At 65.8% G+C, this 15,330-nt stretch carries 13 protein-coding genes; 3 read left to right on the top strand and 10 right to left on the bottom strand.

What is annotated here, in order from left to right; translation table 11 throughout:
• Positions 1-150: 150 nt before the first annotated feature.
• Both LH475_RS09885 and LH475_RS09880 read left to right on the top strand, forming a co-directional pair.
• Positions 151-1,761, top strand: a complete 1,611-nt coding sequence (locus LH475_RS09885) for an ABC transporter permease subunit (protein WP_196843368.1) — start codon at positions 151-153, stop codon at positions 1,759-1,761.
• Positions 1,761-2,672, top strand: coding sequence for a sugar ABC transporter permease (locus LH475_RS09880; RefSeq protein WP_196843369.1), 912 nt, complete (start codon positions 1,761-1,763; stop codon positions 2,670-2,672). Before LH475_RS09885 ends, LH475_RS09880 begins: the two co-directional genes overlap by 1 nt.
• 155 nt (positions 2,673-2,827) lie before the next feature.
• Here the strand turns inward: LH475_RS09880 and LH475_RS09875 are convergent, their stop codons facing one another.
• From LH475_RS09875 to LH475_RS09865, 3 genes are all read right to left on the bottom strand, one after another.
• On the bottom strand, positions 2,828-3,097 hold the full coding sequence (locus LH475_RS09875; protein ID WP_297413722.1) for a hypothetical protein: 270 nt from the start codon (positions 3,095-3,097) through the stop codon (positions 2,828-2,830).
• Between the two features lie 187 nt (positions 3,098-3,284).
• Positions 3,285-5,108 (bottom strand): ABC transporter ATP-binding protein, encoded by a 1,824-nt coding sequence (locus LH475_RS09870; RefSeq protein ID WP_297413720.1) that lies wholly within the window; start codon positions 5,106-5,108, stop codon positions 3,285-3,287.
• Positions 5,105-6,967, bottom strand: coding sequence for an ABC transporter ATP-binding protein (locus LH475_RS09865; protein WP_297413732.1), 1,863 nt, complete (start codon positions 6,965-6,967; stop codon positions 5,105-5,107). Before LH475_RS09865 ends, LH475_RS09870 begins: the two co-directional genes overlap by 4 nt.
• 695 nt (positions 6,968-7,662) lie before the next feature.
• Here LH475_RS09865 and LH475_RS09860 point away from each other — a divergent pair.
• Positions 7,663-8,433 carry a VTT domain-containing protein gene (locus LH475_RS09860; RefSeq protein WP_297413718.1) on the top strand — a complete coding sequence of 257 codons (771 nt, stop codon included), beginning with the start codon at positions 7,663-7,665 and terminating at the stop codon, positions 8,431-8,433.
• Positions 8,434-8,461: 28 nt separating this feature from the next.
• Here the strand turns inward: LH475_RS09860 and LH475_RS09855 are convergent, their stop codons facing one another.
• The 7 genes from LH475_RS09855 to sucD all read right to left on the bottom strand — a co-directional run bounded on the left by LH475_RS09855 (position 8,462) and on the right by sucD (position 15,318).
• Positions 8,462-9,541: a Glu/Leu/Phe/Val dehydrogenase dimerization domain-containing protein gene (locus LH475_RS09855; RefSeq protein ID WP_196843372.1), complete on the bottom strand. Its 1,080-nt coding sequence runs from the start codon at positions 9,539-9,541 to the stop codon at positions 8,462-8,464.
• 127 nt (positions 9,542-9,668) lie between these two features.
• Entirely contained in the window at positions 9,669-10,571 is a 903-nt protein-coding gene (locus LH475_RS09850) for a hypothetical protein (protein WP_196843373.1), read from the bottom strand.
• Between the two features lie 94 nt (positions 10,572-10,665).
• Positions 10,666-10,776: a LysR family transcriptional regulator gene (locus LH475_RS09845; RefSeq protein WP_196843374.1), complete on the bottom strand. Its 111-nt coding sequence runs from the start codon at positions 10,774-10,776 to the stop codon at positions 10,666-10,668.
• Between the two features lie 35 nt (positions 10,777-10,811).
• Entirely contained in the window at positions 10,812-12,476 is a 1,665-nt protein-coding gene (purH, locus tag LH475_RS09840; RefSeq protein WP_297413716.1) for a bifunctional phosphoribosylaminoimidazolecarboxamide formyltransferase/IMP cyclohydrolase, read from the bottom strand.
• Positions 12,473-13,066: a phosphoribosylglycinamide formyltransferase gene (purN, locus tag LH475_RS09835; RefSeq protein WP_196843376.1), complete on the bottom strand. Its 594-nt coding sequence runs from the start codon at positions 13,064-13,066 to the stop codon at positions 12,473-12,475. Before purN ends, purH begins: the two co-directional genes overlap by 4 nt.
• A gap of 9 nt (positions 13,067-13,075) precedes the next feature.
• Entirely contained in the window at positions 13,076-14,323 is a 1,248-nt protein-coding gene (locus LH475_RS09830) for a DUF6350 family protein (RefSeq protein ID WP_297413713.1), read from the bottom strand.
• Between the two features lie 107 nt (positions 14,324-14,430).
• Complete coding sequence (gene sucD, locus LH475_RS09825) at positions 14,431-15,318, bottom strand: succinate--CoA ligase subunit alpha (RefSeq protein ID WP_196843378.1); 888 nt, start codon at positions 15,316-15,318, stop codon at positions 14,431-14,433.
• Positions 15,319-15,330 lie beyond the last annotated feature (12 nt).

The raw sequence follows: 15,330 nt of genomic DNA, 5'->3' as shown, positions 1-15,330 counted from the left end.
CCGACTACGACCTGGAATAAGCTAACCGCTGACTTTATGGGCGCCATCGGCTAACGGCTCCCGCACGTCTGCAGGACGGCCGTGGTCCGTATGCTTTGGCATCGGGCCACGGCCGTGATACGACCCTTGGACCACGAAGAGAGCCAGGCCATGCGCACCACCGACAACGACGTCAGCACCACAAAGCCCACGAAACGCCAGCATCAGGCGGCGATGATTGCCGAGCGTGCCTCGGGCGGTCTCCGGGCAATCCTGATCAAGATTGCACTGCTCGGTATCGTCGACGCCGTCGCCGTCTACGCCATCTTCATGTTGTTCATCAAGGAACAGTGGATCATTCTGGTGCTCGTCGCCGCGGTCACGCTGCTCGTGAACTGGATCTACTTCACCCCGGGCAAGCTTCCGGCCAAGTACCTCGCGCCCGGCGTGCTCTTTCTCATCGTCTTTCAGATCTTCGTGATCGGCTACACCGCCTACATCGGCTTCACCAACTACAGCACCGGCCACAACAGTGACAAGGCGCAGGCGGTGTCCGCACTGATGAGCTCGGCCCAGGACCGCGTACCCGACTCGCCGACCTACGCGGTGACCGTGCTCGATCAACTCGGCACACTCAATTTCTTGGTCACCGATCCTGATGGCACAATCAGTGTCGGTAACAGCGACAACCCGTTGGCCCCGGTCACGGGTGCCACGATCGAGGCGGGCGAAGCCGTCGCCCTCACCGGCTACACCACCCTGAGCTTCCAGGACATCCTCGCTCGCACCGGCGAGATCACGGCGCTGGCCGTACCCCTATCCGCCGATCCCAACGACGGTGCCCTGCGCACCCCCGACGGCAGTAGCGCCTACGTCTACCTCTCATCGCTCGTCTACGACGAGCGGGCCGACACCATGACGGATGCCGACACCGGTGCGGTCTACACCGACACCGGGGAGGGTGCTTTCGTCTCCGACTCCGGCGAGGAGATGCTCCCGGGTTGGCGCATCAACGTTGGATTTGACAACTTCGCTCGCGCCTTCACTGAGGAAGGCATCCGCACCCCACTGATCAACGTGACGGTGTGGACCATCGTCTTCGCGGCCCTCTCCGTTGCCTCCACCTTCTTTCTGGGGCTGTTCCTCGCCATCGTCTTCAACGACATGCGCATGAAAGGCCGTAAGTTCTACCGCGTCGCCATGATTCTGCCCTACGCCTTTCCGGCATTTCTCTCGGCACTGGTCTGGGCTGGCATGCTCAGCGAAAGCTTCGGCTTCGTCAACCAGGTGCTGCTCGGCGGTGCCCAGATACCCTGGCTCACCAACGAGTGGCTGGCCAAGTTCAGCATCCTCCTCGTGAACCTCTGGCTCGGCTTTCCCTATATGTTCCTGGTCTGCACGGGGGCGCTGCAGTCGATCCCGAAGGAGCTGGAGGAGGCCGCGACCGTTGATGGCGCGCGGCCCTGGGCGGTGTTCCGGCTGATCAAGCTGCCGCTGCTGCTCGTGTCGGTCGCTCCCCTGCTGATCGCTTCGTTCGCGTTCAACTTTAACAACTTCAACCTGATCTACATGCTCACCGGCGGTGGCCCGCGTGACGCCGCGGCCGACGTCAACGTTGGCGCGACCGACATTCTGATCTCGATGGTCTACAAGGTGGCGTTCACCGGACAGGCCCGTGACTACGGGCTCGCGAGTGCGTTTTCGATCATCATCTTCATTCTGGTGGCGATCATTTCGATCGTCAGCTTTCGAAAAACCAAGGCGCTCGAGGAGCTGAACTGATGGCATCCGCCACTCTCAAAAGTGCTGACCGTAAGGTCAGCTCCGCACAGCGCCCGGTCACGGTGAAGCGTTGGTTCACGGCAACCGGATGGCGCCACGCCGTGGGCCTGGTCATGGTCGTGTTCTCGGGTTTCCCGCTGCTCTACGTGCTTTCGGCGTCGCTCAACCCGCGCGGCACATTGACCGGCTCGAACGCCCTGTTCCGGGAGGTCGGATTCGACGCCTACGCACGCATTCTGACGAACCCGGAGATACCGTTCGGCACCTGGTTCGCCAACACGCTCATGATCGCCGGAATCACGTCGATCTGCACGGTCTTTCTCGGCGCCCTCGCGGCGTATTCCTTTTCGCGAATGCGATTCACCGGCCGGCGCACCGGGCTACTCGTGCTGGTGCTCGTGCAGATGTTTCCGCAGCTGCTTGCCGTCGTCGCGATCTTTTTGGTGATGAGCACGATCGGTGACCTGTTTCCGGCAATCGGCCTGAACACCCAGATCGGGCTGATCATGGTCTACCTGGGCGGAGCACTCGGGGTGAACACGTACCTCATGTACGGGTTCTTCAACACCATCCCGGCGTCCATCGACGAGGCGGCGAAGATTGACGGTGCGAGCCACGCGCGCATCTTCTTCACGATCATCCTGCGCCTGGTTGCTCCGATTCTCGCCGTCGTCGCGCTGCTGTCATTCATTGCCACGACGAATGACTTCGTGGTGGCGAGCGTGTTGCTCGTCGACCCCGAGAAGCAGACCCTCGCCGTGGGCCTGTACCGGCTCGTCTCCAACCCGAACTACGCCGACTGGAGTGCGTTCTCGGCTGGTGCCGTGCTCGCGGCACTCCCGGTCATGGCCCTGTTCCTCTACCTGCAGAAGTACATCGTCGGCGGCCTCACCGCCGGCTCAGAAAAGTAGCCGGCTCAGAAATTCAGCAGGCTCAGAGACGCAGCAGGCTCAGCGGCGAGACGCCGTCGGCGGCTCCGACGTTACCTATTCCTCTGTTGCCCCGCCACGGGGAGGCCCCGGTCGACAGCCGCGTACGAGCACCGTGAGCAGCACGAGGCCGATGGCTACGACGCCGACGAGCACACCCGCAGAACGAGGATGCCACCAGACACGAGAAGTTCCACGGCAACCGGTCCGAGCAGATCGGTGTGCACGCCCGCTTCGGGCTTCCGGATAATCTCCTCAGTGCCGGCGCCGACCAGTCCCGGCATCGTGCCCGAAAATGACCATGATGATCGGTCCCGGCTGCGCCCCGGACCGCGCACGCGGTGGTGAGCGGGGAGGAGTGCTGCGGAAGGGGTCGAGCCGGGCGGGGTCTGTTGGAGAGGCGTCATACTGCTCATCGTCTGGCAGCCTTTCTGATGCCCGAATGCCGAAGGACGAAAAGTCCGGCTGCAGCATCCCGCGCCTCCCCGCATCGCACCAGTGACCAAAGTCCCGCTGTGCGCTTGAATACCGTGGTTGACCCGGCGGCTGGGTCCACGTCGCATCGACACCTGGCCGACCAGCCCTCAAGGTCTGCTACACGAGGGAGTCGCGCCAGGCGGCGTGCATGGTCGCAAAGCGGCCGGTTCCCGAGATGAGCTCGTTCGGGGTTCCGTCCTCCACGATGCGGCCGTGTTCCATCACGAGTACCCGGTCAGCGATCGCCACCGTCGACAGGCGGTGCGCGATGATCACGGCCGTGCGATCGGCGAGCAGCGTCTGCAGCGCTTCCTGCACGAGCCGTTCGCTCGGAATGTCGAGCGACGACGTGGCCTCATCGAGAATGAGCACCGCCGGGTTCGCGAGAAAAGCGCGCGCGAACGAGATCAGCTGACGCTGTCCGGCCGACACCCGTCCGCCACGCTTGTTAACGTCGGTGTCATATCCGTTGGGCAGGCTGTCGATGAACTCGTGGGCACCGACAGCGGCCGCGGCGGCGCGAATCTCGTGCGCCGAGGCATCCGGTTTACCGAGCGCGATGTTCTCGGCGACCGAGCCGCTGAACAGGTACGCCTCCTGGGTCACCATGACGATCGCTCGCCGCAGGTCCTTGGGGTGCAGGTCGCGCAGGTCGACGTCGTCGAGCCGTACCCGGCCATCCGTAGGGTCGTAGAACCGGCTCATGAGCTTGGCGAGCGTGGATTTGCCGGCTCCGGTCGACCCGACCAGGGCGATGGTCTGCCCGGCCGGAATATCGAGGTCGAAGTGCGGCAGAATCTCCCGATCGGCCTGGTAGGCGAACTGCACGTTATCGAAACAGACCCGACCACGCGCCTCCCAGAGGTCGACCGGGGCAACCGGATCGGGCACGCCGGGGCGTTCCTCGAGCACGCCCGAGATCTTTTCGAGCGCCGCCGCGGCCGACTGGTAGGAGTTGTAGAACATAGCCATCTCCTCCATCGGGTCGAAGAACCGGCGGGTGTAGAGCAGGGTAGCGAGCAGCGCGCCGATGGCGAGCTGACCGTCGGCCACCCGAAACCCGCCGACGAGCAGCACGGCGGCGACGGTGACGTTGCCGATGAGCACGAGACCCGGGTCGAACACGCCGAACAGCTGAATGACGCGCGCGTTGACCTGCCGGTAATTTTCAACGAGCTTGCCGAAGACTGACTCGTTGTGCTTTTCGGTGCGGAACGCCTTCACGGCGCGAATGCCGGTCATCGTTTCGACGAAGCGCACGATCAGGCTCGCCGACGCGACCCGCGACTGCCGAAACAGGCGTTGCGAGCGCATCTGAAACCAGCGGGTGAGGATAACGAGCGGCAGTAGCGCGCCAAACAGCACGAGTCCGCTGGTACCGTCGAACAGCACGAGGGCGATCGCGGTGAACGACATATAGAGGACGCCCTGCACGAGCTGGTTGATGCCGGAGTCGAGCAGCTCTCGAATGGCATCGAGGTCGCTGGTCTGGCGCGAGATGATGCGCCCCGAGGTGTACGACTCGTGAAATTCGAGGCTGAGCTTTTGCGTGTGCAGGAACACCCGCTTGCGCAGGTCGATCAGCACGGCCTGGCTCACCCGGGCGCTCAACACGGTGTACCAGGCGATGAGCAGCGCGCCGAGCACCCCGGCGACGAGGTAGATCCCGCCGGTCGTCGCGAGCGGCATCCAGTCTTGTTGAAGCAGCGCGGGTAAACCGCGGTCGATGCCGAAGGCGATGAGCGCGGGGCCGGCCACCTGGGCGGCGGTCGAGACGAGCACCAGGAGCATGGCGAGCACGACCTTGCCGCGCACCGGCAGCAACAGCGAGCCGAGCAGTCGCAGGGAACGGGCTCGGATCTGCTTACTTTCGGCCTTGGTGAAGTCGTGGCGTTCTTCGCCCTCTACTCCATTGACGCTTGAATTGGCGGTGACGCTCACAGCGCTTCCTCCGCTCGGTTCGACTCTCTGCGTTCTTCGTCTTCCAGGCTGGAGATGACGAAGGTGTAGTGCGGGCTGGTGCGTAGCAGCTCGGAGTGTGTGCCGACGGCGGTGATGCGGCCGTCTTCGAGCAGCGCCACCCGGTCGGCGAGCATGACCGTTGATGGGCGGTGCGCCACGATGAGCGCGGTGGTGTCGACGAGTACCTCGCGCAGCGCGTTCTCCACGAGCGATTCGGTGTTCACGTCGAGCGCCGACAGCGGATCGTCGAGAATGAGCACGGATGGCCGGGCCGCGACCGCGCGGGCGAGCGCGAGTCGCTGCCGCTGCCCACCGGAGAGGCTCATGCCTTCCTCGCCGACGAGGGTGTCGACGCCGAGTGGCAGGTCGTTCACAAAACCGGCCTGCGCGATCTGCAGGGCCTGCGCGAGCACGGCATCCGCTGCGGGGCTACTGCCGGCAAATTCGGCGCGACCCAGCAGCACGTTGTCACGAACGGATGCCGAGAACAGCGTTGCATCCTCGAATGCCATCGCGAGGTGGCTACGCAGCTCCTCGCGACTGAGCGCACGCACGTCGACACCGTCGAGCGTCACGGCGCCAGCGGTGACGTCATAGAGGCGGGTCGTGAGCGCCGTGAGCGTGGACTTGCCCGAGCCGGTGAGGCCAACCAGCGCCATGGTCTCCCCCGGTTCGAGAACGAGGTCGATGCCGTTGAGCAGGTCGGGAAAGCGCTCCGGCGAGTCCGGGTAGCGAAAGTGCACGTTGTTGAACGCGAGCCGGCCGAGCGGTGCGGCGAGCGTGGCCGGGTCCGCGGGGTCGGTGATCTCGTTCGGGGTGTCGAGAATGTCAAAGAACCGGTCCGTCGCGGTACGCGCGTCGAAGGTCATCGACAACAAAAACCCGATTGATTCCACCGGAAACCGCAACACGGTCGCGGTCGCGAAGAACGCCAACAGCTCGCCGCCGCTGAGGTCGCCCTGGCTGGTGAGCCAGACACCGACCATGAGGCAGAGCGCGAACGCGACATCGGGCACGAGCAGCAGCCAGAGCCAGATGCCGGCTATGGCGCGTGCCTTCTCGATCTCGGTGCCGCGCAGGCTTTCCGCCTGCGAGGCGAAGTTCTTGAGCGCGAACGACCCGCGTCCAAAGGCCTTGAGCACGCGAATGCCGTGCACCGACTCCTCGACGGCGGTCGCGAGGTCGCCGGCCTGGTCTTGGCTGCGCCGGGCGATCACCGAGTACTTCTCCTCGAAGACGTAGCCGTAGATCCAGATCGGTATTGAGCAGACCACGAAAATCACGCCGAGCAGCCAGTTCATCCAGAGCAAAATGGCGACGCCGGCGACGATGGTGAGAAAGTTGACGACGAGCAGCACGAGCCCGAAGGACACCCAGCGGCGAATAAGGTTGAGGTCGCTGACAGCGCGCGAGAGCAGCTGACCGCTCGGCCAGCGGTCGTGAAAGCTCACCGGCAGGTCCTGCAGCCGGGCATAGAGGTGGTTGCGCATGCGCGCCTCAATGTGGGTGCCAGGGATCAGCACGAACCAGCGACGCAGGGCGATCATGATCGCTTCGAGCACACCGAGCCCGAGGACCACCCACACGGCCGGCCAGATCTGCGAGGCGCTGTCGCCGTTCCCCGCGGTGCGCAGCGGGCCGTCAACGAGCCAGGCCAGCACCTGCGGAATGGCCAGGGCCACGAATCCGGCGAGAAGCGCGGCCACCATGCCGAGATAGATACGAGGCAGGGCCGGTTTGGCATAGGGGTAGAGCCGCTGCAGGCTGCGAAAGGTATTGTTGCGTGCTGCCGCGTCGTTCGTGGGGGGCGGCGGTGCCGGTGGTGTGTTCGTGGTCATGGTCATGTCCTGATTGTGCTGCGGCCGCGCCCCGGGGTGCAGGGTTACGGCGGATGTCTATGGTCGCCGATACCAAACGAGGTGGGCGGTGGGGAACGTGCGAGCGACGAGCTGGCAACGCTGACGAGAACGTGCCGCGCTTGGTGTTACGGCCGGCGCAGTACGGCGGCGCAGTACGGCTGGGCAGTACGGCGGCGCAGTACGGCGGCGCAGTACGGCTGGGCAGTACGGCGGCGCAGTACGGCTGGGCAGTACGGCGGCGCAGTACGGCTGGGCAGTACGGCTGGGCAGTACGGCTGGGCAGTACGGCATTGCGGGCGGATACTCCCGGGCCACGTCACCCAGGTCGCGGCACGAGTGCTGAGCGCCTGACCGGACGAGCGACGAAAGAGCTAGACGGGGAAGCTCCCAGCGGCAGCGAAGAACGGGGCAAACGCGCCAAAGTGAACGCCGTCGTTCGCAATGGTCGCGAGCGTGATCGGTGCTGTCTTTGTCATGTCTGCCTCCTGGGCGCCTCAAGGAATATGTGTCTCATGCCCCCCCGGATCAGGCAGCCTTTCAGACTATGCGAAAGGGGGGCAGAACGCAAGGTTTTTTCCGGGATGGCATCCGCTTGGCCAACGTTGGCGTCTCGAAGCCGCAGGGTCGGGGCTGGAGGGTCGGGGCTGGAGGGCGACACCGCGCGTTTTTCCAGCATGGCGTCACGTAGTCTGGGATCTGCGCTTGTCGTCGGCATGGCCATGCCGCGCGCGCTCACCCCGTTGGAAGGATTCTTCATGCTGCCCACCCTGCTCGGAATCGATTTTCTCGACTCTGACTGGCTGATCCACTCGTTTGGATCGTTCGTGCTGCTTGGCGTCGCCGCGGTTGTCTTCATCGAGACCGGTTTTATTGTGCTGTCGTTCCTACCGGGTGATTCACTGCTGTTCACCGTTGGCCTGCTGACCGCGACCGGAGTCGTTCCGCTGCCGATCTGGATGACCTGCCTGGTCGTCTTCGCGGCTGCCTTCGCCGGCGACCAGCTCGCCTACGTCATCGGTCGAAAAGCTGGCCCCGCGGTGTTCTCTCGGGAGAAAAACCGTTTCTTCAATCCGAAAAACGTCGAGCGCACCAACGCCTTTTTCGCCAAGCACGGCGGTAAGTCCATCATCCTGGCCCGTTTTCTGCCGGTCTTTCGGGCCTTCGTGCCGGTCGCTGCCGGGGTCGGCAAAATGCGGTACCGCAGCTTCGTGACCTACAACGCCATCGGAGCCTTCGCCTGGGGCGTCGGCCTCACCCTCGTCGGATTCTTCCTCGGCCAGTTCGCCTTCGTCGCGGCGTACTCCGAATACTTCATCATCGGCATCATTCTACTGTCGGGAATCCCGATTCTCACCGAACTGGCCAAGGCCGCCCGCACGACGCTCAAGGAGCGCCGTGCGGCCGCACGCGTTCTGCCGACGATTCCGGCCGACCTGCGCGAGTAGCGTCACGCGCAGCCGGCGCTCGAACGCGCTACCGGGCGGCGTCGAGGCGGGCAGCGGCGAGCAATTCCGCGGCCGCGAGGGTTGTGATCTCGTTCGCGCGGGCATCCGTGAAAATCTGCGTGAGCACAGAGCCAATTGCCGCGACGCGCTCAGTGATCTGCGTGAGGTCGGCGTTTGGTTCGCTCGCCATGGCGAGGTAGACGACGCCGCCGGCGTTGACGACAAAATCCGGAGCCCAGAGGATGCCCCGCGAGTCCAGCTGGGCGGCCCCGGCGGGGTTCGCGAGCTGGTTGTTGGCTGCGCCACAGACGCCGACCACGTTCAACTCCGCGATGACGGCTGATGTCAAAACGCCGCCGAGTCCGCACGGCACGAACAGGTCGGCGTGCACCCGGTGCGCATCAGCGACCGACACCCAGGTGGCGCCGAGCTCGTCGGCGAGTGCGCGCTTGTCGGGGTTGATGTCGGTGACGGTGAGGGTGGCGCCGGCGGCGGCGAGCGCCGTGGCGAGGCGTCCGCCGACCTGGCCGAGGCCCGAGATCACCAGGTGGCGGCCGTGCACCTCGCGGCTGCCGAACAGTGCCGCGAGGGTGGATTCGATGCTCGCGTACACGCCGGCCGCCGTGGCATCGGCTGGTTCGCCGACGCCGCCGCTGGCGACGGGCAGCCCGCAGACGTGGCTCGTGCGTTCGGCGACGATGGCCATGAGCTCGGCGCTCGTGCCGACGTCTTCGGCCGTCTTGTAGGCCCCATTGAGACTCTCGATAGCGTCGCCAAGGTCGAGCATCGCCCGGCGCTTCTCGGCATCGGTCAGCACCGTGCCGAGCGGCAGGTAGATCACGGACTTGCCGCCGCCAAGGTTCAGGCCGGCGGCCGCGTTCTTGAGGGTCATGGCGCCGGAGAGCCGCAGGGCGTCCGCGACCGCGTCGGTCCAGCTCGCATACTGCCACAGGCGGGCGCCACCGAGGGCCTGGCCGAGCCGGGTGGAATGAACCGCAACGGTAATCGTCAAACCCGAGCGAGCTCCGGTGGTGATCAGCACTTTCTCGTGTTCGAGCGATAGCGAGGCAAGGGCATCCAGCGAGGGTGCGGCGTGCGTAAGGGTCATCGATTACTCCTTCAAAGTGGCCTTGTGGGCCGGATGCGGCGGGGCCGGTGTGTGGCGTCGCCTCAGACAGGATAACGCGACCGAGGCCCTGTGCGGGAGCACAGCGACTCTTGCAGTGCCCCTCGGCTCAAGGCGCGACGGGAGCGACCGGAACTGCAGTGGCCTGCGGGTCGGTGGTGGGATCCCAGGGAGCTGGCATGCCGATCGGGTTCGGGTACGGAAATATGGTCGCACAAGCGTTGGCGATCGGGGCGAGCAGCCGAGCTACTCCTCGGACCTCCTCGTCGCTGAGTGCGTTCCACGGGCTCTGAGCCAACTGGTTCGTGAGCAGCTCCGCCCGGTTGAGCGCCTCACATCCACTCTGACTCACGGCCCCGCCGGGTGTCAGGAGCCCCCGCTTCGCCAGGTCATCACGGGCCTGGCCCCACTGTTCGTCGGTCCAGCCTCGACCACGCTGCATCGCTGCGGGGTCGAGGTCGAGTGCGCTCCGAATCACGATGGTGCTCAATCCGGCCAGCTTTTCGGTGACGAGGGCTATGACGTGGCCGTCTCCGCGGTGTTCGCGAAGGGTCGCTGCGGCCTGCCAGAGCTGGCGGTAGGGGTCTGCCGGTTCGGGTAGAGCCTGGTTCGCCGCGGCCAGCGGGCGACCCACCGTGTCGGCGCGCTGAACGATGCGGCTCAGGGCCTCTGCGGCTCGGGCGACCACGTCTTCGTCGGGCACGAGGTCACGCAGCGTCTGTGCTGCCCCGAGGGATCGCGCCTCGATGGCTTGTTCGGCGGAGACGGTGGACCAGACCGCCGGTAGGGAGCGCGCAACAAGTGCCGGGGCGAATCCGCTGAAGATGGCGACGACCGGCGCTGTTCCAACCGGGCCGAGCGGCGCCGCTCTGCCGGCGAAGTAGCCGTCCCAGTAGCGGATGAGGCCGATATCGGCGAACGCTGCCCGAGCCTGCTGAGAGAAATACGTGACGGCGTGAATCGGTTCGAACAGTGTCCACAGCGCCCGCACCACGTGCTCTCTTGATGCCATCCGGACCTCCTCGTCGTGACCGAGCCTACGTGAGCGGCGATCGGTTCCATCACCGGTCAGGTGCGTGCCCCGCGTTGGAACGGATCCGCCAGGGTCAGCTGGCCTGCGACAGCGACGGTTGGGCTACGTGGAGATGTCCGGCCGCGCGCCCACAGCCGCCGTGGTCGACGGCGCCCAGAAAGAAGCGTAGGTGCCGCACAGCCATGTTGCCTGCAGCCCCGTGATTTACTCACGGATGACCTAGTGAAAGAAGTGGCGCTCCCCGGCGAAGAACATCGAAACCCCGGCAGCCTCGGCCGCCGCAATGACTTCGGGGTCGCGCACGGATCCACCGGGCTGCACGACGGCCGCGATGCCGGCGTCGAGCAGCACTTCGAGTCCGTCCGCGAAGGGGAAGAATGCGTCCGACGCGGCGACCGATCCCTTTGCGCGTTCGCCGGCGCGGCTCACGGCGAGGTGGCAGGAGTCGACCCGGTTGACCTGGCCCATGCCCACACCAACGGATGCCCCGGCGTGCGCGAGCAGAATCGCGTTCGACTTCACGGAACGGCACGACTTCCACGCGAATTCGAGGTCGGCGCGGGTGGCGGCATCCACGTCGGGGCCAGCCACGAGCATCCAACCTACCGAGCTGAAGCTTTCGAAGCTGTCGGTCTCCTGCACGAGCAGACCGCCCGAGATCTGGTGCAGTTCGAGCGAGGAACGCTCGTAGTCGGCGGGCAGCTCGAGCAGGCGAATGTTCTTCTTCTTGGTGAGCAGTTGGACCGCGGCCGGCTCGAAGCCGGGGGCGATGAGCACCTCGGTGAAGATCTCACTGATGGTTTCAGCCATACCGAGAGTGACGACGCGGTTTGCGGCGATCACGCCGCCGAACGCGGAGATCGGGTCGCAGGCGTGGGCGCGCAGGTGCGCGGAGGCGATGGCATCCGGTGCGTTGGGCTTGGCGATAGCGATTCCGCACGGGTTGGCGTGCTTGACGATCGCGACGGCTGGCTCGCTGAAGTCGAACGCGGCGCGCACCGCGGCATCGGCGTCGACGTAATTGTTGTACGACATTTCCTTGCCGTGCAGCTGCCGGGCCTGGGCGATACCGCGGCCGCCCTCGCCGACGTAGAGCGCGGCAGCCTGGTGCGAGTTCTCGCCGTAGCGCAGGATGGCCGCACGGGTGACCTCAATGCCGAGTCCCTCGGGAAACGGCGACTCGTCGTCTTCGTCGTCGGCCGCCTCAAGGGTGCCGTCTTCACCCGGCGCTTCGATGTCGTCCTGCCACTGGTCGTAGACGTTCTCGGTGAACCAGGCCGACACGCTCAGGTCGTAGTCGGCGGTGTGCTCGAACGCCAGGGACGCGAGCTTCTGGCGCAGCTGGAGGGTCGAGCCGCCCTCGGCGACGGCGGCGATGATCTCGCCGTAGTTGGCCGGGTCGACGACGATGGCCACGTTGGCGTGGTTTTTAGCCGATGCACGCACGAGCGCCGGTCCGCCGATGTCGATCTGTTCGATCACGTCGGCCGGCTCGGCACCGCTCAGGGCGGTTTCGACGAAGGGGTACAGATTGACGACGACGAGCTGGAAGGCCTTGATACCAAGCTCTTCGAGCTGCGCTTGGTGCGCTTCGAGGCGCAGGTCGGCGAGGATTCCGGCGTGCACGCCGGGGTGCAGGGTCTTGACGCGGCCGCCAAGCGATTCCGGAAAGCCGGTGACGGCGGAGACGTCGGTGACGTCGTAGCCGGCGGCGCGAATGGTGGCCGCGGTGGATCCGGTGGAGACGATTTCGACGCCATCCGCTGTCAGGGCGGCGGCGAGGTCGAGCAGGCCGGTCTTGTCGCTCACGGAGATGAGTGCACGCTCAATGGCGATCTGGTCCCGGTTACGGTACGAGCTGGACGCGTTGGTGTGACCACTCATGCGTTGGAATTCTCCTTGAGGTTCATGTGTCCGTTGGCAATGTCGAGCACGGTCTGAATGAGCAGGCGCCTCTCAACGATCTTGATGCGATTCTGCAGGATGGTTTCGGTGTCACCGGGCAAGACGTCGACGCGCTCCTGCACCAGGATGGGCCCCGCGTCGATACTGTTGTCAACCACGATGATGCTCGCACCGGTCTGTACGGCCCCGGCGGCGAGGGCGTCACGCACGGCGTGCGCCCCGGGAAACTCGGGCAGGTAGGCCGGATGCGTGTTGATCAGGTTTGGCGACAGGGCGGCGACTACTCGCGGCGGCAGCAGCCGCATCATGCCGCTGAGCACGACCAGGTCGGGCTGCCACTGCTGAATCTGCGCGAGCAGTTCGTCGCCCCAGGCTGCGCGGTCGGCGAAGGATGTGTACGGAACGGAGAACGCAGGGATTCCGAATTCAACGCCGAGTTCGAGCCCGTCGGCGTCGCGGTCGGCGCCGATCGCCACAATTCGGGCCGGAAACTCGGCGTCTTCTGACGCCTCCAGCAGGGCCCGCAGGTTGGATCCTCCGCCGGAGATCAACACGACAATAGACAGCACCGTTTGAGCCTACCGTTTGGCGCGGAGCACCGAGGGGACCCGTACCCGGCCGGAGAGCATGCCGAGGGCCGCCGCGACGCCGATTTCGGCTGCGGCGAGCGCGCCGACCATCAACGCATTCGGCCCGACCTCGACCAGGCGACCGGGGCCCATTGCCCCGGCCGACCACCAGGAGAGCAGGCCGAGGAGCGCGCCGCCGACGACACCCATGCCGAGGCCGCTGAGCACGTGTTCGAGCGTGGTGCGTTCAGGCACCCCGGTGCGGTCCAGGAACTGCCGGGTCACGACGGCAAACACGAAACCAATGAGCACGGGCACGAGCAGTCCGACAAAGCCGTAAGCGGGGGTCCCCTGCGGCAGCGCGCCGAACAGCGGCAGGCCGGGCAGGGTGCCGACGACGGTACCGATCGGCGACACGGTGGTTCCCACGCCCATCGCGATTCCGGGCCCGACGAACCACGCAGCGGCCCAGATGACGAGGTTGGGAATGAGGGCGAGCTGGGCGAGGGTGATGGTGGCACCGCCGAAAACGCCGGCCTGCACCGCCTCATAGAGCCCGATGATGGTCGCGTAGTTGACCGCGATGAGCGCGGCCACGGCAACGGCGGACACGATCAGCACCCCGGCGGCAGCGGCCGTTCCGCCGCGCAGGGCACCCTCGATGACGGTGCGGGCGGGCTGCGGCATCCGCTGGTACCACGAGCGGATTCCGCGGCTCACCCGATCCAGACCGGCCACGGCCCCCGCGGTCTTGCGCCGCCCCAGTTCCGCCCCGACCAGAACCCCGGCCGCATAGATGAGCGTCGGCAGCACGAGCCCCTGCAGCTGGTTGGGCCTCACCGTTTCCGCGAGTGCGGACAGCGTCACGAGCGAGGCGAGAAGCGCGTAGGTACCCACCGCAACGCCGACGCCGGTCCAGCGATGCGGGGTTTCTGCGGCGCGACGGCCGGTGTGCACGCCCATGAGCACGGAGAGCATGGCGAAGCCGAGCGGCACGATCGAGATGAGAAAGGGGGTGTCTGCGCCGGCCAGGCCGAGCGCGGCGGCCACGTCGGGGCCGAGCTGCACCGTGAGGTCGACGCCGTTGCCAAGCAGCCAGATATCGGCGGCGGCCCGCCAGAACACGAACCATTCGACCGACAGGCCGAAGTGCGCGGCCCAGAGTACGGTGAGCGGCACCATGGCGATGCCAATGCCAATGGCGACAACAAGTAATGCCTCGAGAGCGGCGAGCAGGGCGGTCGTTATGCGGTTCATCCGTTGCGAGCCTATATCGCCTTGCCGACAATGCTCGCCAGCACGCGCCCGGTACGCAGAAGGGGCCCGCCGATAACCCGGCGAACCCCTCACGTACAGCGTGTTGCTTACAGTGCGGCCAGTGCCTCACGGAGCAGTGTGGCAGCCTCGCTCGGCGTCTTGCCGACCTTGACTCCGGCGGCCTCAAGGGCCTCCTTCTTGCCCTGGGCAGTTCCGGCGCCGTCAGAGACGATGGCGCCGGCGTGGCCCATGGTTTTCCCTTCGGGGGCCGTGAAGCCGGCCACGTAGCCGATGACCGGCTTCGTGACATGCGCCTTGATGTACTCCGCGGCCTTCTCTTCAGCGTCGCCGCCGATTTCGCCGATCATGACGATCGCGAGAGTCTCGGGGTCAGCCTCGAACGCCTCGAGGGCGTCGATGTGCGTCGTGCCGATGATGGGGTCGCCACCGATGCCGATCGCGGTCGAGAAGCCCAGGTCGCGCAGTTCGTACATCATCTGGTAGGTCAGGGTGCCTGACTTGGAGACGAGTCCGACCGGACCCTTGCCGGTGATGTTCGCCGGCGTGATGCCGACGAGTGCTTCACCGGGGGTGATGATGCCGGGGCAGTTCGGGCCGATGATGCGGGTCTTGCTGCCCTTGGCCTTGGCGTAAGCCCAGAACTCGGCCGAGTCCTGCACCGGCACGCCCTCAGTGATGATGACGAGCAGCGGAATCTCGGCGTCGATCGCTTCGATGACGGCATCCTTGGTGAATACCGGCGGCACGAAAACGATGGAGACGTCGGCGCCGGTCGTGGCGACGGCCTCGGCGACCGTGCCGAACACGGGCAGTTCTACGTCGCCGTGCACGACCGTGGTTCCGGCCTTGCGGGCGTTCACGCCACCGACGACCTGGGTACCGGCCTTGAGCATGAGGGCGGTGTGCTTGGTGCCCTCACCTCCGGTGATGCCCTGAACGATGACCTTGGAGTCCTTGTTGAGGAAGATTGACATTCTTGGTTGTCC

This window comes from Cryobacterium sp. (genome assembly GCF_026786305.1).
Lineage (GTDB): Bacteria > Actinomycetota > Actinomycetes > Actinomycetales > Microbacteriaceae > Cryobacterium.
This window is presented reverse-complemented; position numbering and strand designations above follow the sequence as displayed.

Coding starts and splice junctions, on each gene's coding strand:
- LH475_RS09885 (WP_196843368.1), top strand. CDS start 151: ATGCGCACCACCGACAACGACGTCAGCACCACAAAGCCCACGAAACGC.
- LH475_RS09880 (WP_196843369.1), top strand. CDS start 1,761: ATGGCATCCGCCACTCTCAAAAGTGCTGACCGTAAGGTCAGCTCCGCA.
- LH475_RS09875 (WP_297413722.1), bottom strand. CDS start 3,097: ATGACGCCTCTCCAACAGACCCCGCCCGGCTCGACCCCTTCCGCAGCA.
- LH475_RS09865 (WP_297413732.1), bottom strand. CDS start 6,967: ATGACCACGAACACACCACCGGCACCGCCGCCCCCCACGAACGACGCG.
- LH475_RS09860 (WP_297413718.1), top strand. CDS start 7,663: ATGGCGTCACGTAGTCTGGGATCTGCGCTTGTCGTCGGCATGGCCATG.
- LH475_RS09855 (WP_196843372.1), bottom strand. CDS start 9,541: ATGACCCTTACGCACGCCGCACCCTCGCTGGATGCCCTTGCCTCGCTA.
- LH475_RS09850 (WP_196843373.1), bottom strand. CDS start 10,571: ATGGCATCAAGAGAGCACGTGGTGCGGGCGCTGTGGACACTGTTCGAA.
- LH475_RS09845 (WP_196843374.1), bottom strand. CDS start 10,776: ATGGCTGTGCGGCACCTACGCTTCTTTCTGGGCGCCGTCGACCACGGC.
- purH (WP_297413716.1), bottom strand. CDS start 12,476: ATGAGTGGTCACACCAACGCGTCCAGCTCGTACCGTAACCGGGACCAG.
- LH475_RS09830 (WP_297413713.1), bottom strand. CDS start 14,323: ATGAACCGCATAACGACCGCCCTGCTCGCCGCTCTCGAGGCATTACTT.
- sucD (WP_196843378.1), bottom strand. CDS start 15,318: ATGTCAATCTTCCTCAACAAGGACTCCAAGGTCATCGTTCAGGGCATC.